The 20,747-nt window shown below is 46.1% G+C and carries 18 protein-coding genes and 1 pseudogene; 11 read left to right on the forward strand and 8 right to left on the reverse strand.

Translation table 11 applies throughout. The annotated features are described in order from the left end of the window. Positions 1–451: 451 nt before the first annotated feature. A complete protein-coding gene (locus tag BHV72_RS04985; protein ID WP_005679715.1) occupies positions 452–1,345 on the forward strand; it encodes an ion transporter in 894 nt (297 codons plus the stop codon). 41 nt (positions 1,346–1,386) lie between these two features. Further along, the gene (galB, locus tag BHV72_RS04990; RefSeq protein ID WP_005680287.1) at positions 1,387–3,888 is read left to right on the forward strand and encodes a beta-galactosidase GalB; all 2,502 of its coding nucleotides are present in this window, start codon (positions 1,387–1,389) and stop codon (positions 3,886–3,888) included. A gap of 241 nt (positions 3,889–4,129) precedes the next feature. Here the strand turns inward: galB and BHV72_RS04995 are convergent, their stop codons facing one another. From BHV72_RS04995 to BHV72_RS05005, 3 genes are read right to left on the reverse strand one after another with little or no spacing between them, the layout of a single operon-like run. Next, complete coding sequence (locus BHV72_RS04995) at positions 4,130–4,498, reverse strand: ribosomal maturation YjgA family protein (RefSeq protein WP_005679735.1); 369 nt, start codon at positions 4,496–4,498, stop codon at positions 4,130–4,132. A 19-nt stretch (positions 4,499–4,517) separates the two neighbouring features. After that, positions 4,518–5,321 (reverse strand): TIGR03915 family putative DNA repair protein, encoded by an 804-nt coding sequence (locus BHV72_RS05000; protein WP_195414376.1) that lies wholly within the window; start codon positions 5,319–5,321, stop codon positions 4,518–4,520. A 14-nt stretch (positions 5,322–5,335) separates the two neighbouring features. Further along, entirely contained in the window at positions 5,336–6,604 is a 1,269-nt protein-coding gene (locus BHV72_RS05005; protein WP_005680285.1) for a putative DNA modification/repair radical SAM protein, read from the reverse strand. Between the two features lie 298 nt (positions 6,605–6,902). Between BHV72_RS05005 and BHV72_RS05010 the strand changes: the two genes are divergently transcribed. The 6 genes from BHV72_RS05010 (at position 6,903) to BHV72_RS05035 (ending at position 11,215) form a co-directional block, all read left to right on the forward strand. Further along, on the forward strand, positions 6,903–7,199 hold the full coding sequence (locus tag BHV72_RS05010) for a DUF4248 domain-containing protein (RefSeq protein ID WP_005679740.1): 297 nt from the start codon (positions 6,903–6,905) through the stop codon (positions 7,197–7,199). A gap of 479 nt (positions 7,200–7,678) precedes the next feature. Beyond that, complete coding sequence (locus BHV72_RS05015; protein ID WP_022042468.1) at positions 7,679–8,299, forward strand: LvrA C-terminal domain-related protein; 621 nt, start codon at positions 7,679–7,681, stop codon at positions 8,297–8,299. 13 nt (positions 8,300–8,312) lie between these two features. After that, a complete protein-coding gene (gene dnaB, locus BHV72_RS05020; RefSeq protein ID WP_286855014.1) occupies positions 8,313–9,674 on the forward strand; it encodes a replicative DNA helicase in 1,362 nt (453 codons plus the stop codon). Between the two features lie 189 nt (positions 9,675–9,863). Further along, positions 9,864–10,367 carry an HU family DNA-binding protein gene (locus BHV72_RS05025; protein ID WP_122294960.1) on the forward strand — a complete coding sequence of 168 codons (504 nt, stop codon included), beginning with the start codon at positions 9,864–9,866 and terminating at the stop codon, positions 10,365–10,367. A 111-nt stretch (positions 10,368–10,478) separates the two neighbouring features. Continuing rightward, on the forward strand, positions 10,479–10,769 hold the full coding sequence (locus BHV72_RS05030) for a hypothetical protein (RefSeq protein WP_005679746.1): 291 nt from the start codon (positions 10,479–10,481) through the stop codon (positions 10,767–10,769). After that, positions 10,766–11,215 (forward strand): N-acetylmuramoyl-L-alanine amidase, encoded by a 450-nt coding sequence (locus tag BHV72_RS05035; protein WP_055170243.1) that lies wholly within the window; start codon positions 10,766–10,768, stop codon positions 11,213–11,215. The genes BHV72_RS05030 and BHV72_RS05035 overlap by 4 nt, the downstream gene beginning before the upstream one ends. A gap of 498 nt (positions 11,216–11,713) precedes the next feature. On the opposite strand, the pseudogene BHV72_RS05040 reads toward BHV72_RS05035, so the two are convergent. Next, positions 11,714–12,733, reverse strand: a pseudogene (locus BHV72_RS05040) (ATP-binding protein); the annotation flags it as partial. A gap of 171 nt (positions 12,734–12,904) precedes the next feature. Next, positions 12,905–13,081: a BF3379 family histone-like protein gene (locus tag BHV72_RS05045; protein ID WP_005679456.1), complete on the reverse strand. Its 177-nt coding sequence runs from the start codon at positions 13,079–13,081 to the stop codon at positions 12,905–12,907. Between the two features lie 146 nt (positions 13,082–13,227). Here BHV72_RS05045 and BHV72_RS05050 point away from each other — a divergent pair, with 146 nt between their 5' ends. The 3 genes from BHV72_RS05050 to BHV72_RS05060 all read left to right on the forward strand — a co-directional run bounded on the left by BHV72_RS05050 (position 13,228) and on the right by BHV72_RS05060 (position 17,022). After that, the gene (locus BHV72_RS05050) at positions 13,228–13,875 is read left to right on the forward strand and encodes an AlbA family DNA-binding domain-containing protein (RefSeq protein WP_022042472.1); all 648 of its coding nucleotides are present in this window, start codon (positions 13,228–13,230) and stop codon (positions 13,873–13,875) included. A 216-nt stretch (positions 13,876–14,091) separates the two neighbouring features. Further along, the gene (locus BHV72_RS05055; protein WP_005679454.1) at positions 14,092–14,724 is read left to right on the forward strand and encodes a DUF8491 family protein; all 633 of its coding nucleotides are present in this window, start codon (positions 14,092–14,094) and stop codon (positions 14,722–14,724) included. A 159-nt stretch (positions 14,725–14,883) separates the two neighbouring features. Next, positions 14,884–17,022, forward strand: coding sequence for a KamA family radical SAM protein (locus tag BHV72_RS05060; protein WP_005680277.1), 2,139 nt, complete (start codon positions 14,884–14,886; stop codon positions 17,020–17,022). Here the strand turns inward: BHV72_RS05060 and BHV72_RS05065 are convergent. From BHV72_RS05065 to BHV72_RS05075, 3 genes are all read right to left on the reverse strand, one after another. Further along, positions 17,019–18,335, reverse strand: a complete 1,317-nt coding sequence (locus BHV72_RS05065; protein WP_005679452.1) for a nucleobase:cation symporter-2 family protein — start codon at positions 18,333–18,335, stop codon at positions 17,019–17,021. The two genes, BHV72_RS05060 and BHV72_RS05065, sit on opposite strands and share 4 nt — an antisense overlap. Positions 18,336–18,359: 24 nt before the next feature. Then, complete coding sequence (locus BHV72_RS05070) at positions 18,360–19,067, reverse strand: nucleoside-specific channel-forming Tsx family protein (RefSeq protein ID WP_005680276.1); 708 nt, start codon at positions 19,065–19,067, stop codon at positions 18,360–18,362. A 72-nt stretch (positions 19,068–19,139) separates the two neighbouring features. Beyond that, complete coding sequence (locus BHV72_RS05075; protein WP_122295102.1) at positions 19,140–20,735, reverse strand: SusD/RagB family nutrient-binding outer membrane lipoprotein; 1,596 nt, start codon at positions 20,733–20,735, stop codon at positions 19,140–19,142. Positions 20,736–20,747 lie beyond the last annotated feature (12 nt).

The following is a 20,747-nucleotide window of genomic DNA, read 5'->3' on the forward strand; positions in this document are numbered from 1 at the left end:
TATGTCCTCCATATCCCCACACAAGAGGGAATGCATTATGATCCCAAAAAGACTGTTGCTTACAATAAGCATTGGGTGATTGATTAATGATATAAATTAATATACGGAATGATAAAGAAACTAATTAAGGATATTATAAAAGGAGAAAGGGGCTTCAACAAAGGAGAGGGCATCTCCCCAGAAAGCGAAGGCATCCCCCAAAAGGCGAGAGTATCTCCAATTCCCCTCCTTCGGGGAAGGAGGGGTGGCTGAAAGCCGGGGTGGTAGGTGGATACACAATGCTGATAATAACTGACTTGCGCATTCACCTACCACCTCCCCCTACGGGGACTCCTCCTTCCCGAAGGAGGAGAATCTGGATAGCACCGACTTCTAGAAGTGAGTTCCTTAATTTATTATTTACCATTATACATCTATGAAACTGAATACATATATGAAACTGAATACATATATGAAACTGAAAGAAAGAATCCGCGATTTCCTGCATGACGAGAAGTTGAAACGAAAACTATACGTCATCATCTTCGAATCGGACACCCCTGCGGGGAAGTTGTTCGACGTGGTTCTTATCGGTTGTATCCTGGTCAGTGTATTGCTCGTTATCATCGAAAGCCTGAAAAGCATCCCCTCCTACCTGACGACTCCGTTTGTCATTATGGAATATCTTTTCACCGCTTTCTTCACTTTCGAATACCTGACACGCATTTACTGTTCGCCCCGCCCACGGAAATACATATTCAGTTTCTTCGGCATTGTAGACCTGCTGGCTACCCTCCCGCTCTATATCGGCCTGCTTTTCCCCGGCGCACGTTACCTGCTCATCATCCGCGCTTTCCGTCTGATACGCGTATTCCGTGTATTCAAGCTGTTCAACTTCCTAAACGAAGGCGAACGGCTACTCACCGCCCTGCGCGAAAGCAGCAAGAAGATAGCCGTCTTTTTCCTGTTCGTCGTCATTCTGGTGACTTCGATCGGAACGTTGATGTACATGATAGAGGGCACGCAGCCCGATTCCCAGTTCAACAACATCCCGAACAGTATCTACTGGGCAATCGTCACCATGACCACCGTAGGCTATGGTGACATCACCCCGGTCACCGGATTCGGAAAGTTCCTTTCCGCCTGCGTGATGCTTATCGGCTATACGATCATCGCCGTACCGACAGGAATCGTTTCGGCCTCCATGATGAAAGACTATAAACGCAGAAGGGACAAGGAATGCCCCCACTGCCACCGCTCCGGACACGAGGACAATGCCGGGTTTTGCAAATACTGCGGCAGCAGTCTGAATCCGAAAGACGAAATGCAAGTAAAACCCGAAGACGAAGCCAAAGACAACACATAGCTCAAAACAGAAATGAAAAACAATCTTTACCCCCTATATTTATGAATAAACATCTTAAAATCGCAGCAGCTCTATTAGTAGCTCTACCGACATTAACCTTCGCGCAAGTGCGTACGGAACAGACCTTTGAAAAAGGCTGGAAGTTTACACGAGAAGACAGCAAGGACTTCAGTCAGCAGACGTACGACGACACCAAATGGCAATCCGTCACCGTCCCGCACGACTGGGCTATCTACGGTCCTTTCAGTATCGAAAATGACAAACAGAAAGTCGCTATCACCCAGGACGGGCAGAAGGAAGCACTGGAACACGCAGGACGCACGGGCGGACTTCCCTTTGTCGGTGTAGGCTGGTATCGCCTGAACTTTGAAGCCCCGGCATTTTCTTCCGGCAAGAAAGCAACCCTCATCTTCGACGGCGCCATGAGCCACGCCCGTGTCTACATCAACGGACAGGAAGCCGGCTTCTGGCCTTACGGCTACAATTCGTTCCACATCGACGCCACTCCTTATTTAAAAGCGGGCGAACAGAACACCTTGGCCGTCCGTCTGGAAAACGAAACCGAATCTTCACGCTGGTATCCGGGCGCAGGCCTGTACCGCAACGTTCATCTGGTGATTAACGAAGACGCCCATATCCCGACATGGGGGACGCAGCTCACCACGCCTGTCGTAAAGAAGGATTTCGCCAGAGTCAACCTGAAAACACGTCTCGACATCCCTTCGGGCAAGGCGTTCACCGACTATCGCATCGTGACCGAACTGAAAGCTCCCGACGGCAAAGTGGTAGCTTCCGACGAACAACAGGGTACGAAATACGACGAAAAAATATTCAACCAACATTTCGTGGTAGACAACCCTGCACTCTGGTCGCCCGATTCTCCGGCGCTCTATTCTGCAGTGTCCAAAGTGTATGAAGGCAATACGCTGAAAGACGAATATACCACGCCTTTCGGTATCCGTTCTATCGAAATCATCCCGAACAAGGGATTCTATCTGAACGGTGAACGTACCACATTTAAAGGGGTGTGCAATCATCACGACCTCGGCCCGTTGGGCGGCATTGCCAACGAAGCAGGGATCCGCCGCCAGATACGCATCCTGAAAGATATGGGTTGTAACGCTATCCGCACTTCCCACAATATGCCGGCTCCCGAACTGATCCGTGCGTGCGACGAAATGGGTATGATGATTATGTCCGAATCGTTCGACGAATGGAAAGCAGCCAAATTGCAGAACGGTTATCATAAGATATTTGACGAATGGGCGGAAAAAGACTTGGTAAACCTGATTCACCAGTTCCGCAACAATCCCAGTGTCGTGATGTGGTGCATCGGCAACGAGGTTCCCGACCAGTGGAACGGTGACCGCGGACCGAAGTTGTCCCGCTTCCTGCAAGACATCTGTCACCGCGAAGATCCCACCCGCCCCGTCACTCAAGGCATGGATGCTCCGGACGCAGTGGTGAATAATAATATGGCTGCCGTAATGGATGTAGCCGGATTCAATTACCGTCCGCACAAGTACCGGACGAATTACAAGAAGCTCCCGCAACAGATTATCCTGGGGAGTGAGACAGCTTCCACAGTCAGTTCGCGCGGCGTGTACAAGTTGCCTGTCGCCCGACGTTCGATGCAGAAGTATCCCGATCATCAGGCTTCGTCATACGACGTAGAGCATTGCGGTTGGTCTAACCTGCCCGAAGACGACTTTATCCAGCACGAAGACCTCCCCTACTGCATCGGGGAATTTGTATGGACCGGCTTCGATTATCTGGGTGAACCGACACCGTACTACACCGACTGGCCCAGCCACTCGTCCCTGTTCGGTATCATCGACCTTGCCGGACTGCCCAAAGACCGCTATTACCTCTACCGCAGTCACTGGAACAAGGACGTGGAAACTCTCCACATCCTCCCGCACTGGAACTGGGAAGGACACGAAGGCGAAGTAGTCCCGGTATTTGTCTACACGAACTACCCGTCTGCCGAGCTGTTTATCAACGGTAAGAGCCAAGGCAAACGTACCAAGGATCTCTCCGTAACGATTGACAACAGTGCCGACTCTGCTTCAACAGCAAATCTCAAACGTCAGCAACGTTACCGCCTGATGTGGATGAATACGAAATATGAACCGGGGACTGTCAAAGTGGTCGCTTACGACAAAGACGGCAAGCCCGTTGCCGAAAAGGAAATGCATACCGCAGGAAAACCGCATCATATCGAACTGATAGCGGACCGCTCGCAAATCAAAGCCGACGGAAAAGACTTGTCATTCGTCACCGTCAGAGTAGTGGACAAGGACGGTAATCTCTGTCCGCTGGCGGATAACACTATCAGCTTCAAAGTGAAAGGCGCAGGAACTTACCGCGCAGGAGCCAACGGAAACCCGGCTTCACTCGAATCGTTCCAGACCCCGAAGATGAAGGTATTCAGCGGAATGATGACCGCAATCGTTTCTTCTTCGGACAAGCCGGGAAAGATCACACTGGAAGCTACCGGAAAAGGATTGGCGAAGGGTGTGTTGAATATTGAAAGCAAGTAGAAAATAAAACAAATATAAGAGGCTGACTAACAAGTCGACTGTATCTAAAACTCTCCTCCTTCAGGAAGGAGGAGTACCCGTAGGGGGAGGTGGTAGGTGAATGCGTAAGTCCATTATTATCAGCATTGTGTATCCACCTACCACCCCGGCTTTCAGCCACCCCTCCTTCCCGGAAGGAGGGGAATGGAAGATACTACCGACTTGTTAAACAGTCTCTTATTTCTTTATAAAAGACCTGTTATTATAAACTCTTTTGACAAATACGCTCGAACAAGAAAATCAGAACGCAACCCACCGCATAGCAGGCAATGTCTTTCCAATCGAACGTAGATCCGAGAATAATTTTTGCCGCCCGGTTCGTAATCCCTAAGGTTTCCACCAACTGAAAGTATTGCATCACTTCTATAAAGCAGGCAAAAAGAAATACATAGAACGGCATTCTCGGAATCCCCGTTGGCAGAAATATACGGACAAAACTATACACAAGCACAACCACCAGTACATCTCCAATGTAAGGACGGACAAAATTATCACATACGTACAAAGCTATCAATACCTCTATACAAAATATTACCAGAAAGCTGATAATGTAAAATATCCTTTTCTTCATCCTTCTCTTACTCACAGGGTTAAAAATCCGTTTTGATCTGCAAAGGTACAACTTTTTGTTTCTCCGTCAAATACTTCCAGTACCGGACAGGCATATCCTGCTTGTGCTTTCTCGGATTCATACGTTCCTTGATGCAGATAGCCTTGAAGTACGTTTTCCAAAGTTGCTGGAAAAGTTTTTCATCCTTATCCATAAGGCTCTCGTCCAGCATTCCCGTTATCAGGTGAGCTTCGCGGCTGTCGTCATCGAAGGAAATCAGCGTCACCTCCTGCAAATCATAATAAAAACCGTAGCGGCGTTTCATATCATAAATAATCCACTTCTGATTGGCAAAGCGGTCTTTGAAATGCTGTACCGTAAGCGGCAGAGCATTATACTGCGGTTCGAAAGCCGCGAAAAACGTGCCGTCCGCCGCCTTCTGAAAACGGACAAACTGCATTATATGCACACGCTCACCGTCCACCTTCTTCCAAATCTGTGCAAGCCGGAGGACGTCCGGATCGGCAAAATTCGTTTCGATAGAGCGCGGCGCATCAATCGCCTTGCGGATATAACGGAAAATAAGAATACCGACCTCCGGAAGCTCCGACAGCCAACTCTGCGTGAGACAGCCAAGCGCGGAAGACGAAACCTTCTTCTGCAATCCCCGCCACACACGCGCCGCCTTCTCCTCGTCAGTGACTACGGTGTGCAGATCGTCACAGAATAACGGCAAAGTGTCTCCTTCCGACAGCAGCGCATCGGGAAAAGTCTTGCGGAAGTAAGCGTCGAAAACAGCCGTCAGCAGACCGTCGAAGGTTTTATCGTAGAGGTAGACATTCATTCGCAAAGTTCAATTCATTCGCCAAAATCAAGTAACAGTTGCCGTTCATCCACCTTCTTTTTCGGCTTCGGCAGCAACAGACTGCGTACCCGTTGCGGCGAAAGCTCGTTCACGGTCGCCATTTGGAGAGGCAGTTCCTTGCACGTAATGAAATACTGCGCCTTCTTCATCACCACTCCGATCTTCTTCAATTCATAAAATCCCAGTCGCGAGAAACGGCGGGAAGCGACAATCAGCTTCGCCGATTTCACACCGATGCCGGGCACACGGAGGAGCATTTCGTAATCCGCCTTGTTGATATCGACCGGGAACTGCTCCGGATGACGCAACGCCCACGAGAGTTTCGGATCTATTTCGAGGTCGAGATCGGGATACGCATCATCCACTATCTCATCTACTTTAAACTGATAGAAACGCAGCAGCCAGTCCGCCTGGTAGAGACGGTTTTCACGCACGAGAGGCGGCTGCTTCAATGCCGGAAGACGCTTGTCATACGTATTTACGGAGACGTATCCGGAATAGTAGACACGCTTCATCGTCGGGCGCCCGTAGAGTGCCGACGAGAGGAAAAGAATATCCTTATCCGATTCGGAGGTCGCTCCTACGATCATCTGCGTGCTCTGTCCCGCAGGCGCAAAGCGCGGGGCATGGCGGAACTTCTGCCGTTCCTCCTTACTTTCCAATACTCCCTGCTGGATGTATTTCATCGGGGCGAAAACGCTTTTATGATCCTTCTCCGGTGCAAGCAGTTTCAGGTTTTCTTCTTTGGGGATTTCTACGTTGACGCTGAGACGGTCGGCGTAAAGTCCGGCTTCGTTTACCAGTTCGCGACTGGCACCGGGAATGCTTTTCAGGTGGATATACCCGTTGAAGCGGTGCACCAGGCGCAAGTCTTTGGCGACACGCACGAGCCGTTCCATGGTATAGTCCGGATTGCGGACAACGCCGGAACTGAGGAACAGGCCTTCGATATAATTGCGACGGTAAAATTCCATAGTCAGTTCTACCAGTTCCGAGACGGAAAACGTGGCGCGCGGGAGGTCGTTGCTGCGGCGGTTCACGCAGTAGGCACAATCGTAGATGCAATAATTGGTAAGCATGATTTTCAGCAATGAGATGCATCGCCCGTCCTCGGCAAAACTGTGGCATATCCCCCAGCCTCCCACCGTGTTGCCCAGCATTCCCGGTTTATTGGAACGCACTGTGCCACTGGAAGAACAGGAAACATCATACTTGGCAGACTCCGCCAGTATCTTCAATTTAGCTAAGACATTTTCGTTCATGACCCCCTTTTTTCGGTTCTTCTGATTACTTCTCCGATTCTTTCGCAAATATACAATTTAATTTGAGAAACCGGCAGAAAAAAAAATTTAGCAAATATATAAGTACAAAATAAGTCAAAAATTAAGAGGCGGGAAGCTATGCTTCAAAAAGAAAAATAATAAATATATAAATTATTACATTATATATTATACAAAGCAAAATATATTTATAATTTTATCACAACAATTATTTTTTAACTACCTTTGCAGGGATTCAAAGAGAATCACACCAACTAATTAAATATTAATTTTTACAAACATGAAAAAAGTCAAAGAGATTGACGATGAGGATGAATGGAGTATTAAAGGTTTCAAATCTTTCTCCATAGCAGCAGTAGAATACTTTCCGGAGTACACCAGCACTGACGCTGCAATCAAAAGAATGCGCCATGACATAGAGAACGACGCACAATTGCTCGCGGACTTAAAGCCTACGCACTACACCCACAAGACCGCACGCCTCAGCCCCAAACAACAGTGCATACTTTTCACCACCTGGGGACCTCCCGAGATTAAGCTGCGCGGTCATGACGAAACACCGGAAAACCAGAAGTAGGCAAAACACGGAAAAAATGAGTTGAGCGAACTATATAATATAGAATAATATATATTTTTATTTATATATGCACGGTTCGTGGCACGCCCCGTTTTTCAGCACCCGTGCAAAACCCTCATATACAAACGGTTATCATCACAAAGAGGGCGGCACGGTTGGTGGCACGGTCACAGTCCCGAAAACAGAGCCTCTATTTTCCCTAAACAAAGGCTCTATTTCCCCTAAACAGAGCCTCTGTTTCACCGAAATGAAGGCTCTGTTTCACTGAAACGAAGGTTCTGCCTTGACCGGGCAGAATCCTCGTTTTTCTCTCCTTCCCTATCAATACCGACAATTTATTACCGGCTCTTTCCGTCCAAATACTACACCGCCGTCCATATCCGCCAACAGCGTCCAACGCTATTTTGCCGACGGGAAATATCGCCTTATATTTACACCGCATTCAACAACGAGTGTAAAACAATAAACCATTTCAATTCATGAAACAATTAACTACATCATCTCTCAAACAAGGTTACATCACTATCCCCCGGGCATTACTAAACAGACAAGCAACCGACGGCGCTGCCGGAGAGACAGAAGCATTTCTCCAAATCCTGGCACACACCAATTATTCCGACGTGCCATACGACATCAACGGGACAATCATTCTATGCAAACGCGGTGACTCCCTTATCAGCTATCACCACTGGAGCAATATTTTCGGCTGGACACGCCCCAAAACCACCCGTTTCTTTCAACGACTGGCCAAAGGAGGCATTATAGACCTCATCCCTCATCAGGAAAAGATACTCCATATCCGTATCACCAACTTTGATCTTTGGACCGGACGTATCCCTTCGGAAGCCAAAGACACCCGAAAGGAAGAAATCTCCACAGACTTCGACCTTTTCTGGGACAAATACCACACCGTGATGCGGAAGCCGAAAGTCAACGTCGCCCGCGGCCGCCGCGAATGGAACAAGCTCACCCGCGAGGAACAACAACTGGCAATAGACCGCATCGAGGACGTCTACTACCACACCAACGACACCCGCTTCATCGCCCACGCTTCCACTTACCTGAAAGACAAGGCTTTTCTGAACGAATATATGGACTAAAAAGACAAAGAATATGCAACCACACGCACCCGAACTCGAAGAAGCCGTCATAGGCGCCTGCCTGATAGAGCAGGAAGCGCTGCCGCTCATAGCGGACAAGTTACGCCCTGAAATGTTCTACGACGACCACCACCAACTGATCTTCGCCGCCCTCATGGCGATGTATCATGCCGGCAAGAAAATCGACATACTGACCGTCAAGGAAGAACTCGCCCGTCGCGGAAATCTGGATGCGATAGGCGGACCGTATGCCATTGTGCAACTGAGCAGCAAAGTCGCCTCCTCCGCACATATCGAATATCACGCGCAAATCATTCACCAGAAATACCTGGCACGCGAAATGGTTGTCGGCTTCAACAAGCTGCTCACCTGTGCCATGGACGAGACGATCGACATCGACGACACTCTCATAGACGCCCACAACCTCCTCGACCGTCTCGAAGGTGAATCCGGCCACAACGCCCACATCCGCGACATGGAAACCCTTATGGCGGACACAATGGAAGAAGCCGAAAGGCGCATCGCCAAGAGCGTGAACGGTGTCACCGGCATTCCCACCGGTCTGACGGAACTGGACAAGAAAACAGGTGGCTTACAGGACAATGACCTCATCGTTATCGCCGCCCGTCCCTCGGTAGGCAAAACGACCTTCGCCCTCCACCTGGCACGCCATGCGGCTCTGGCGGGGAATGCAGTAGCCGTGTACAGTCTCGAAATGCAGGGCGAACGCCTTGGGGACCGTTGGCTAATGGCCGCCTGCAACATCAACCCGTACCGGTGGCGCAACGGGATTCCCAATCCCCAAGAGGTAGCGGAGGCACGCACCACCGCCTCGGGACTGGCACAACTGCCTATCTACGTGGACGACAGTTCTTCCGTCAGCATGGATCACATCCGTTCGAGCGCACGGCTGCTGAAAAGCCGCAAGCAGTGTGACATGATTATCATCGACTACCTGCAACTTTGCGACATGAGCACCAAGCAGGTCAACCGGAACCGGGAACAGGAGGTGGCACAAGCCACCCGCAAAGCGAAGTTGCTGGCAAAGGAGTTGCATATCCCCGTCGTGCTGCTGAGCCAGTTGAACCGCGAATCGGAGAACCGTCCCGGAGGTCGTCCGGAACTGGCGCACCTGCGCGAAAGCGGAGCAATCGAACAGGATGCGGACATCGTTATACTCCTTTACCGACCGGCTATGCTGCATATTCCGACCGACCGCGAAAGCGGTTACCCGACAGAGGGACTGGGTGTGGCTATCGTTGCCAAGCAACGTAACGGGGAGACGGGAAATGTGTATTTCGGACATAATCAGTCTATTACAAAATTTTATGACTATGTTCCTCCAATGGAATATTTGAATAAATACGCCAAATAGTTTTGGTTATTTATATAAATAATATAACAGTAAATAATAGATTATCAACTATTATATCTGCCAAATTATTTTATAAATATAGAGAAAATAAACGGTTGATTACTTGACTTCGCCTCTTGGATTTTGTATATTTGTAGTATCAGAAAGAGATTATAGAATTATTTATCTAAACCTTAACTTTTTAATTTTATGGATGTATTAGTAGAACGCTATCAGCGTAGGAAGTATGTGAATCAGGAGGATGCTCCGATGTTGTATTACATTCGCCAGAAAGCCGGCAATGTAAGAGTCATGGATGTCGATACAATGGCTGCCGCCATTGAAAGCAAGTCGTCGCTTACGGCAGGGGATGTGAAGCATACCATTGAAGCATTTGTGGAGCAGTTGCGGTTGTCGCTTACTCAGGGCGATAAAGTGAAAATCGACGGGTTGGGAACGTTTCATATCACCTTGACCAGTGACGGTACGGAGGTGAAGAAGGATTGCACGGTACGTAGTATCCGCCGTGTCAATGTCCGTTTCGTTGCCGATAAGGCGCTGAAGTTAATCAATTCGAGCCACACGAGCACGCAGAGCGATAATAATGTGGTGTTCGCATTGGGTGGTAAAGGCGACGGCAGCGATCCGGACGAGGGTGGTTCGGGTGAGGAGAAACCGGGCGGAGGCGGAGTGACACCGGACCCGTCAGTATAAAACCCGAAAAACAGTCCCGCATGGCTTCAGGAGCCGACTTCTACGGTTCCACGCCATGCGGTTTCTGTTTTCAATCTTCAACTTTCAATATTCAAATTTTAATTAAATAAGATGTTAGACAAAATCATTGATATTATCATGACCGTCCTTCCTTTTTTCGGAGGTCGCAAGAAGCGTCAACAGATGATGCAGGAAGTCAAAGAATTCAGCGAATTAGTGAAAGAGCAGTACAATTTCCTCATGCAGCAGCTTGAGAAGGTATTGAAGGATTATTTCAACCTGAGCGACCGTGTGAAGGAGATGCATTCCGAAATCTTTTCGCTGAAAGGTAAGTTGTCGGAAGCTATTGCCCTGCAATGCGTCAACAAAGAGTGTATCCAACGAAATAACGGCAACGCATGAGAGCTATCAGTCTGATCGTTGTCCACTGTTCCGCCACTCGTGAGGACAAGAGTTTCACCGAGCACGACCTGGACGTTTGCCACCGTCGTCGTGGTTTCAACGGTGTGGGGTATCATTTTTATATTCGCAAGAATGGGGACATCAAATCGACCCGTCCTCTCGAACGCATCGGTGCGCACGCCCGTGGCTTCAACAGTGAAAGTATCGGTATCTGCTATGAGGGCGGTCTGGACAACGAGGGACATCCCAAAGATACCCGGACACCGTGGCAGAAACATTCTTTGCGTGTGCTTATCCTGACGTTATTGAGGGATTATCCCGGATGTCGTGTCTGCGGACATCGTGACCTGAGTCCTGACCTCAACGGCAACGGTGAGATTGAACCGGAGGAATGGATCAAGGCTTGTCCTTGCTTCGACGCCGAAAAGTGTTGGAGCGAAGAGTAAGTATTGAAAAGCCCGGACTTTCGCAAGCATCCTGCATAGCTTCTCCTCCTTCGGGAAGGAGGAGTCCCCGTAGGGGGAGGTGGTAGGAAAAATAATGAGTTTACCTTTTTAAAAGAAATAAGGAATATACCTTATCTCTACCTACCACCCCGCCCTTTGGGCACCCCTCCTTCCCAAAAGGAGGGGAAGCCTGCGGTATAATTCCCTGCGGTATAATTCTCAGCAGTATAATCCATGCGGAATGCAGCACTTACGAAACTTGAATTATTAATTCAAAGATATCTCCCGCTCCGATAAGTCCATAATGGGAATAAGCGAATGACGAGAGATATCAATGAAGTTTGTCGATATCCCGGTTTCTAAATATTTAATTATTTAGTTGAACCTGCCGGATATGTAATAGTCAATTCTGTTTCAGCATTCTCCGGTGCTCCCCAACCTGTAGTAGCTATCACTTTAATTTTCACTGTAATAGGATTAACGATTGCACCTTCTTGTGCTCTGATATATCACAGGAATAGGATTATCGGAAGTTGAGTCTATGCTATTTAAAACCTCGGCAGTGGTTTCTTCATGAGCCATGCGGTGGAGATCATAATGATGCTTCTTCAATAATTCGACCAAATAGGTAGGTGTACCCGTTTCAAACCAGTAACTGCCAAACTCCTGATACTTGAATGCATTGAGCAAACTAAACGGATTGTAAATGCCGATAGAGTTATATGTAAAATGATAACCGTCGTAATAGTCACGCAGTTTCTTGCATATTTCATCATACGTTACTCCCTGGGCATCCGCCAATTCATGCAATTCACTTTCAAGATTATCATGAAGCTCCTGTTCGCTGATACCGCAAAGGTCCACATATATCTGACGCATAGATATATCGTCAAGATTGTTCAAGTCACTGAATACACTAACTTTGCCAAATTTCGTAACACCTGTCAACATAGCAAACTTAATATAACCGTCCATTGACTTCAACACACCATAGAAAGCCTTCAACGTATTCCAATACTCTTCTTGCAACTCATCTCTTCCAATAGCCTGCAACATGGGCTTATCATACTCGTCAACGAGAATCACAACACGCTGTCCCGTTTTCTCCGCCGCCAAACGAATAAGGGTGACCAAACGGTCGTCTATCGTCACATCTTTAGAACATGAGCCATACTGAGACTCATATACCAGCAACTGACGGTCGACAAGACGAATCAGATCATCTACCGTATCGAATTTCTTTGCATTCAGATCCAGATGAATAACGGGATATTTTATCCAATCCTTCTCCAGCTTTTCCATTGCCAGCCCCTCAAAAAGTTCTTTTTTCCCAGAAAAATAAGCCTCAAGCGTGGATATTAACAGACTCTTGCCGAAACGACGCGGGCGGCTCAGGAAGTAATAGCCACCTGTCTTTACCATTTGATAGATTAACGCAGTCTTATCAACATAGAAATAACCGTCTACACGGATTTTTTCAAAGTTCTGTATACCGATAGGATAAATCCTATTACTCATATATTTATATTTTTTGAGGTTGCCACACACAAAGATACACCTTTCTACCTAAATAATAGTAACTATCCATGCAAAAACAATTAAAAGATTGGTTGCCAAAAATAGAAAAAGGGCATACCCGAATGGATATACCCTCTCCTTGTTTTCTAATATCTTAGCAGACTTCTAATATTATTTTTTAGAAGCTTCCAAAGATGCTTTACGGAATTCTTTCATTGCTTTTTCAATGTCCAGAGAAGCCTTACGAGCGCGAGTTCCTGCTGCCTTGTTACCGTTTTCAATCTGAGCGTTAGCATCTTTTGAGAAGTCAGCATAAAGAGCTGCTACCTTTTCTACCAATTCTTTCATAATCCTTTTATTTTTTCGTTAATAATGTGCCGCAAAAATACACTGTTTCCCGAAATAAACGCATAAAAACAATATTTTTTTTGAAATAATCTTTGAAAAATACCTAAAAAAAAGGCTTTTCATCATTTTTACCTACCTTTGTAGCCATGAAACTGCTTACAGATACCGATTATATACATGCATTGATTGCTGAAGGAGAGCATCAGCAACAGGATTTCAAATTTGAAATTTCCGACGCACGCAAAATAGCCAAAACATTATCGGCCTTTGCAAACACCGACGGAGGACGATTGCTTATCGGCGTGAAGGACAACGGAAAAATAGCAGGCGTACGCTCCGAAGAAGAGAAATATATGATTGAAGCTGCCGCACAACTTTACTGTATCCCCGAAGTGGAATATACCATGCAGACATATATAGTGGAAGGCCGGCAAGTATTAGTAGTTACCATTGAGGAAACACCCCACAAACCGGTATACGCCAAAGACGAAAACGGAAAGCCTCTCGCCTACCTCCGCATCAAAGATGAAAATATACTGGCAACTCCTATCCACCTCCGTGTATGGCAACAAAGCGACAGTCCACGGGGAGAACTGATCCGTTATACCGAACGGGAACAACTCTTGCTCGACCAACTGGAACAAGGTAACTTACTCTCACTCAACCGCTACTGCCGCCGAACGGGACTTTCCCGCCGGGCCGCCGAACATCTGTTGGCCAAATTTGTCCGTTATGATATTGTGGAACCTGTATTCGAAAATCATAAGTTTTACTTCCGAATTAAGAACGAATAGCCACAAAAAATACCGGATATTTGGACGGTTCCGCCAACAGTGTACAACTCGCCCAACAAAAAAGAGATAATGCCGGACATCGAAAAGGACTTGGAATGTTGGTGAAACCCAACTGTTTTTGTACCTTTGCACACAAATTGCCATGTGGGAGTCAGGGGACACACTTTCCACTCATTCAAATAGTAATTTGTAAATAATATAATCATTAATATAACAATGGGCTTATTTGGTTTATTCAAGAAAAAATCCGATGAAACAAAAGTCGGCAATGTAGAAGATTTCATATCACTGACCCGGGTTTATTTCCAGTCAGTTATCGCCACAAACCTTGGTATCACCAATATCCGCTTTTTGCCGGACGTGGCTAACTTCAAACGTCTGTTTAAAGTGCCTACACAAAACGGTAAACTGGGACTGGGTGAGAAGTCCGCCTCACGCAAAATGCTGATGCAGGACTACGGACTGAACGATAATTTCTTCAAAGAAATCGATGCATCCGTAAAACGTAATTGCCGCACACAGAATGATATCCAATCTTACTTATTTATGTATCAGGGGTTCTCGAATGACCTGATGATGTTAATGGGTAACTTGATGCAGTGGAAATTCCGTATGCCGTCTATCTTCAAAAAGGCACTGTATGGAATGACGCAGAAAACGGTTCATGACGTATGTACCAAAACGGTATGGAAGGCTGACGACGTGCACAAGACGGCTATGGCTGTCCGTCAGTACAAAGAACGTCTCGGATACTCCGAACAATGGATGACGGATTATGTTTACAATATCGTTCTTCTCGCCAAGAAAGAACCGAAACGGAAGAACGACGACACGGAGACGAAAAAATAGTCTGTCCGAAATGTTAGAAAGAAAAAAAGATTCGTAAAGAATTGAACGATAGAAAAAGCGGAGGTTCTGTTCCTCCGCTTTTTTTGTTATCTTTATAGGCTCTATGAAAATTGACGCATCATCCTTATTTATGAACCTACAAAAAGAAATAGATCGCTTATGAAACAAAAGAAATTGCTTACACTTACTTTTTCACAGTTGAAACAAATCTTTAATCAAGAGCTACCGGAACTAGTGGAGATAGCGGAAAAAAGTACTACTGTTGAGGACTTTAAGGCTGAATTACTGACTTTTTCGGAAACTTGTGATATAAAGAGTGATACTGCGAAGGAGGCGAGGGAGCAAATTCGACTCTTACTCCATTATGATGGACAGCATGTCCATGAACTGTCTACGGGACAGGATATGTCAGTACAGACTATTCGACTGCTCTACAAGTTTCTGACGGAAACGCTGGAAAATATGGAAATGCCGACGGATTTGTTTATTGAATTGTTTCAGCTGTTCAAAAGGCTGAAAGAAGAAACGGTTCCTCTACCTTCACCTCAACGTATCAAGAGCCGAAATGACCGCTGGGAAACCGGACTGGACGAAGAGGTGAGAGAGATTCGCGATGAAAACAAGGAGAGAATGTTACATTTACTGATTCAGAAGATTGAAAACAGGAAGTCGAAACCTTCAGTTCGTTTTCATTTTGAGGAGGGAATGAGTTATGAGGAGAAATACCGGTTGGTGAGCGAATGGTGGAATGATTTTCGTTTTCACTTGGCAATGGCGGTAAAAAGTCCGGGAGAGCTGAACCGTTTTCTGGGAAACTCGCTTTCTTCGGAAACAATGTATCTACTCTACCGTGCCCGTAAAAAAGGGATGCCTTTTTTTGCCACTCCTTATTATTTATCATTACTTAATGTGACGGGATACGGGTATAATGACGAGGCAATCCGAAGTTATATTCTTTATTCACCACGATTGGTAGAAACGTATGGAAATATTCGTGCATGGGAAAAGGAAGATATTGTAGAGGCGGGAAAACCGAATGCTGCGGGGTGGATTTTACCGGACGGACATAATATTCATCGACGCTATCCGGAGGTGGCAATTCTTATTCCCGATACAATGGGACGGGCTTGCGGCGGGCTTTGTGCTTCTTGCCAACGTATGTATGACTTCCAAAGCGAACGGCTAAATTTCGAATTTGAGACTTTACGCCCGAAGGAATCATGGGACCGCAAATTGCGCCGGTTGATGACTTACTTTGAAGAGGATACACAATTACGGGATATTCTCATAACGGGTGGTGACGCATTGATGAGCCAGAATAAGACACTACGACATATACTGGAAGCAGTGTATCGAATGGCAGTCCGCAAGCAGAGAGCAAATCTTGAAAGGCCCGAAGGAGAGAAGTATGCAGAACTGCAACGGGTACGGTTGGGATCACGGTTATTGGCTTATCTGCCAATGCGTATTAATGATGAACTGGTTGAAATTCTACGCGAATTTAAAGAAAAGGCTTCAGCAATTGGTGTCAAGCAGTTTATTATTCAGACCCATTTTCAAACACCGCTAGAGGTGACCCCCGAAGCGAAAGAGGCAATCCGGAAAATCCTTTCTGCGGGGTGGATCATTACGAACCAGTTAGTGTATACGGTGGCTGCTTCGCGCCGGGGACATACGACACGACTCCGACAGGTACTTAATTCATTGGGAGTTGTATGTTACTATACTTTCTCTGTAAAAGGATTCAATGAAAATTATGCAGTATTCGCACCGAACAGTCGTTCAATGCAAGAACAACAGGAAGAAAAGATATATGGTCAAATGACTCCGGAACAAGCGGAAGAACTGTACAGGATACTGGAAACGAAAGTAGGTGCGGATATTGAAACACAAGAGGATGTTGCCAAGCAACTAAGACGTTTCATGAGAAAACATCGCCTGCCCTTCCTTGCTACCGATCGCAGTGTGCTGAATCTGCCGGCTATCGGTAAAAGTATGACTTTTCAGTTAGTAGGACTTACGGAAGAAGGAAAACGTATCCTATGTTTCGAACACGACGGTACACGGCATCATAGTCCGATTATCAATCAAATGGGACAAATTTATATCGTAGAGAATAAGTCGTTGGCTGCTTATCTACGCCAATTAGGAAAAATGGGGGAAGACCCGGAAGATTATGCTTCAATATGGAGCTATACGAAAGGGGAAACCGAACCTCGCTTCAGTCTTTACGAGTATCCTGATTTCCCCTTCCGGACGACAGAAAAGATGAGTAATTTAAGTATTACGCCAAGTTAGTTCTCTTTTACGCGTATTACGACATTCGCAATAATTGCAGTAAGGCCTCCGGTGGTGATTCCTGAAGAAAATATGCTTCGTATCGCTTCCGGAGCCTGTTTCAAGACATCCGGCATTAATTCTACACCCAGTCCTAAGGAGAGGCTGACTGCCAATACCAATGTCTCTTTACGCCCTATTTCCTGGGACGAAATAATACGGATTCCTGCAGCTGCTACGGTACCGAACATCAGTAAGGTTGCACCACCCAATACGGGATCGGGCATTAAAGAGAATACGGCTCCTACAATGGGGAATAATCCCAACAAGACAAGCATTGCGGCAATGTAATACCCCACATAGCGGCTGGCCACTCCGGTCAGTTGGATAATACCATTATTTTGGGCAAAGATTGAGTTCGGAAAGGAATTGAAGACTCCGGCAAGAAAGGAATTGAACCCGTCTGCCATGACACCACCGGAAACACGTTTTAGATATGAATCACCCTCGATCGGAAGACCGGAAATCATGGAGTTGGCAGTCACGTCGCCTGTTGCTTCAATGGCAGTTATCAAATAAACTAAACCAATGGCAATAAAAGACGAAACATTGAATTCAACACCATATTTAAAAGGTTGAGGGATATTAAAGCTCATCAGCATTTCAACATTCAGCGAACTCATATCTACTTTTCCCAAAGCAAAAGCCAATCCATAACCCAAACAAAGACCGAGCACGATAGAGCTCATGCGCAGGTATTTGTTTCTGCAACGATTGAAAAACAATACGCTCAATAATACCAATGCTGCGATAGACAGGTTTTCCCACGAACCGAAAGTACCGTTATCCATTGCCGAATATCCGCCGCTACAAGATACGATGCCGACCTTTATCAGGCTCAATCCGATAAGCAGTACGACAATGCCGGACACCAACGGAGTGATGATGTTGCGAAGATATTTGAATGTACGGCTGACAATCATTTCAATCGGAGCGGCAGCCATACAGGAACCGAAAATCAACGGTAATCCACCTACTAATCCCGTGGCTATGATAGGACCGATAAAGGAAAAACTTGTTCCCTGAATACAGAGCAGTCCCGCCCCCACCGGACCGAAACGACGGCATTGTACGAAAGTGGAAACTCCCGAAGCGAACAAGGACATGGAAACAAGAAAGCCCGTCTTTTCTACATCCAGTTTCAAGGCACTTGCTATGATAAGAGGAGGTGTTATTATGGCTACAAAAATGGCCAGTAAATGTTGCAAGGCTGCAAACAAGGCTTCCTTAAAAGGAGGACGGTCTTCTACACCGTAAATTAAATCTGTTTTCATCCAATAATTGATGTATTCAATAAATTAATTCAATGTCCATTTCAGGGCTAGAGTCGGAATTACATAGAATCCGTCACGACCACCGAAGTTATTACTTACTTCCACTTCGGAACCTACACTTAGATTAAAGTGTTTGTTTATTCCTTTGATGCGGTTCAGATTTACCCAAAATTGCGGTTCGGTAAGGAAGATCGTTTTTCCGTAATCGGTTTCCTCACGCCACCAGTCGGCAAATCCGGAGAAAGTAAGCAGATTATTGCAGAAGTTGACATACCATGTTCCGGTCAACTGGAAATTGTTAGGTGATTTATGCTTCTGGATATATTTGTACATGGCTGTCAAAGAGAAGCCTTTGGAAAAAGAAGCATTGTTATAGGTATAAGTAGCTCCTGCCAAGTAAGCGTTTTTGTAAGAGAATCCTTTTGCCAGTCCACCATTATATTCAAGATGTGCCGAGAAAGGTCCTTTCCAGAATTTTACTTCACGGGCTATCTCCCAATAGGCGGAGGCAACACCCTCAGAGGTATAGTCCATATCGACAAAGAAATAAGTACTTCCCCACGTGTCGGGATGAAACTTCTCGACAGTAGACGTTAACAAAGGACGTTCTTTCAAATCTTTGTCATACAAAGAACGGCCAAAGTCGTAATGTAACTGTATGTTTTGTGCCCGCAGTTCCGGTATAAAAGAAAGCAATACACACAGAAAAATAGTAGAGATGATTGTTTTCATGACGAATGTGTTTAGATGAAGGTGCAAAATTAGTTAAATCGGCACACATATACACATTCTTACAACAGATTTTTAGTCCAAGCCATTACTTTCTACATCCCACCAAAGTCGTGTACCTCCGTCATCAGGATCTCCCAAGGTTTCTACAAGAGCAAGATACTGGTCGGGATCTTCCGTTTGCAATGTGCCGGGGAAGTTGAGACGGCGTACCATAATTTCCGTATCAATACATCCGTTTTGGCTATGGTTATAACGCACCGGGAACAAACGGGGATAGCCCGTACGACGCTGTTCTGCCCATGCTTCACAACCTTCGGGAAACATGGCAATCCACTTCTGCGTGATAATCCTTTCCAGTTTTATCTCTTTATCAGCTTCGGAATCCCACTTTGGTGATACTTTACAACGGGCTTCGATATTGTTGCCGTTATCATACGTATCTTCAAAATCGAAAGCCATTCGTTCGCTGTTCAGATAATCTTCCACCTGATAAATTCCATTTTGATGAAAGGAAGTTATTACTCCGTTTCGATAGCAGCTTTCTTCATCTTCGTCCGTCCACCCGCGCAAAGCAGCTTCGGCACGCAGGAACCAAATTTCCGATGAAGTCATCAAAGGAGCGTCCGTTGTTTGCGTTACGGTCAGTTTTGACAATCCGGCATAATGAGAATGCGAAAAGCACGTCCCCTGACGGATACCGCGATATGTGTTTTTAAACTGTTCGTCGGTACAAGGTGCGAAATAGACAGCAATACGCGGGTCGTCATATCCAGTCAGAATCGATTCCATGGAAGCACTCATATAAGTCTCGTTCCAAACAAGGTTGAGTTCTCCCAACGGGTTAGTATACCCGGACTTGGTGGAGACAGCCACCCGTTCCGTTTCGGCCTCAAAGACACCGTATTCATTGTTAAGCCCTTCCTGAAATTCAACACATGCCTTATCTGGCTCGACAGCAGAAATTCTCATCGCCAGCCGCATACGCAAGGAATTGGCAAACTTAATCCACGAAGAATATCTGCCGTCCAGCAGAATATCGAAACGGGAGAATCCATTAGATTCCGGATTTGCTTCCACATAACTGGTAAGAGCGACAACGGCAGAATCAAGTTCGTTAAAAAACTCATAATAAACTTCCTTCTGCGTATCAGGACGGTAATGCTTCCCTGCATCTGCAAAATTCTTGTAGATAATAGGTCCGTAATAATCCGTCACACGGTGCATCGCTTCCACTTTCAGAATTTTCGTAATACCGAATAAAGCAGGATGTGTATCACGGGTTGCATTCTCTGACTGGTAAATCTGAGGGAAAATATACGAATACATGTGTGTCCACATCGCACTGTTCCAACCGTCCTGCATATTATAATCGGAATTATGAGAACCTCCGTTCAATGGTTTGGCATCATGCATATATCCGCTGAACATATCTGCGTTCAAGTTCTGTGTTAATTGGAAAGGCCAGTTCTTGCCTTTGCCATAATCATAGTTAAAGTAAATACCCTGCTGAATAATCCCTAAACGGATTCCGTAACCATTGTCGTCAATTATCAGATCTTCATCTGTAATGCCGGACTGGTCGGTATTAAACTCACGGAATTTTCCGGTACATGCAACCAAAAGCAACAGTATCCCCAATAAGTATATATGAATATAGTTCTTTTTCATCATCTCCTCCCG

Source organism: Bacteroides sp. 43_46 (genome assembly GCF_001915455.1).
GTDB classification, from domain to species: Bacteria; Bacteroidota; Bacteroidia; order Bacteroidales; family Bacteroidaceae; genus Bacteroides; species Bacteroides caccae.

What these genes read in the sequence shown, in the direction of transcription:
- BHV72_RS04985 (WP_005679715.1), top strand. Translation starts at nt 452, where the DNA reads ATGAAACTGAAAGAAAGAATCCGCGATTTCCTGCATGACGAGAAGTTG.
- galB (WP_005680287.1), top strand. Translation starts at nt 1,387, where the DNA reads ATGAATAAACATCTTAAAATCGCAGCAGCTCTATTAGTAGCTCTACCG.
- BHV72_RS04995 (WP_005679735.1), bottom strand. Translation starts at nt 4,498, where the DNA reads ATGAAGAAAAGGATATTTTACATTATCAGCTTTCTGGTAATATTTTGT.
- BHV72_RS05000 (WP_195414376.1), bottom strand. Translation starts at nt 5,321, where the DNA reads ATGAATGTCTACCTCTACGATAAAACCTTCGACGGTCTGCTGACGGCT.
- BHV72_RS05005 (WP_005680285.1), bottom strand. Translation starts at nt 6,604, where the DNA reads ATGAACGAAAATGTCTTAGCTAAATTGAAGATACTGGCGGAGTCTGCC.
- BHV72_RS05010 (WP_005679740.1), top strand. Translation starts at nt 6,903, where the DNA reads ATGAAAAAAGTCAAAGAGATTGACGATGAGGATGAATGGAGTATTAAA.
- BHV72_RS05015 (WP_022042468.1), top strand. Translation starts at nt 7,679, where the DNA reads ATGAAACAATTAACTACATCATCTCTCAAACAAGGTTACATCACTATC.
- dnaB (WP_286855014.1), top strand. Translation starts at nt 8,313, where the DNA reads ATGCAACCACACGCACCCGAACTCGAAGAAGCCGTCATAGGCGCCTGC.
- BHV72_RS05025 (WP_122294960.1), top strand. Translation starts at nt 9,864, where the DNA reads ATGGATGTATTAGTAGAACGCTATCAGCGTAGGAAGTATGTGAATCAG.
- BHV72_RS05030 (WP_005679746.1), top strand. Translation starts at nt 10,479, where the DNA reads ATGTTAGACAAAATCATTGATATTATCATGACCGTCCTTCCTTTTTTC.
- BHV72_RS05035 (WP_055170243.1), top strand. Translation starts at nt 10,766, where the DNA reads ATGAGAGCTATCAGTCTGATCGTTGTCCACTGTTCCGCCACTCGTGAG.
- BHV72_RS05045 (WP_005679456.1), bottom strand. Translation starts at nt 13,081, where the DNA reads ATGAAAGAATTGGTAGAAAAGGTAGCAGCTCTTTATGCTGACTTCTCA.
- BHV72_RS05050 (WP_022042472.1), top strand. Translation starts at nt 13,228, where the DNA reads ATGAAACTGCTTACAGATACCGATTATATACATGCATTGATTGCTGAA.
- BHV72_RS05055 (WP_005679454.1), top strand. Translation starts at nt 14,092, where the DNA reads ATGGGCTTATTTGGTTTATTCAAGAAAAAATCCGATGAAACAAAAGTC.
- BHV72_RS05060 (WP_005680277.1), top strand. Translation starts at nt 14,884, where the DNA reads ATGAAACAAAAGAAATTGCTTACACTTACTTTTTCACAGTTGAAACAA.
- BHV72_RS05065 (WP_005679452.1), bottom strand. Translation starts at nt 18,335, where the DNA reads ATGAAAACAGATTTAATTTACGGTGTAGAAGACCGTCCTCCTTTTAAG.
- BHV72_RS05070 (WP_005680276.1), bottom strand. Translation starts at nt 19,067, where the DNA reads ATGAAAACAATCATCTCTACTATTTTTCTGTGTGTATTGCTTTCTTTT.
- BHV72_RS05075 (WP_122295102.1), bottom strand. Translation starts at nt 20,735, where the DNA reads ATGAAAAAGAACTATATTCATATATACTTATTGGGGATACTGTTGCTT.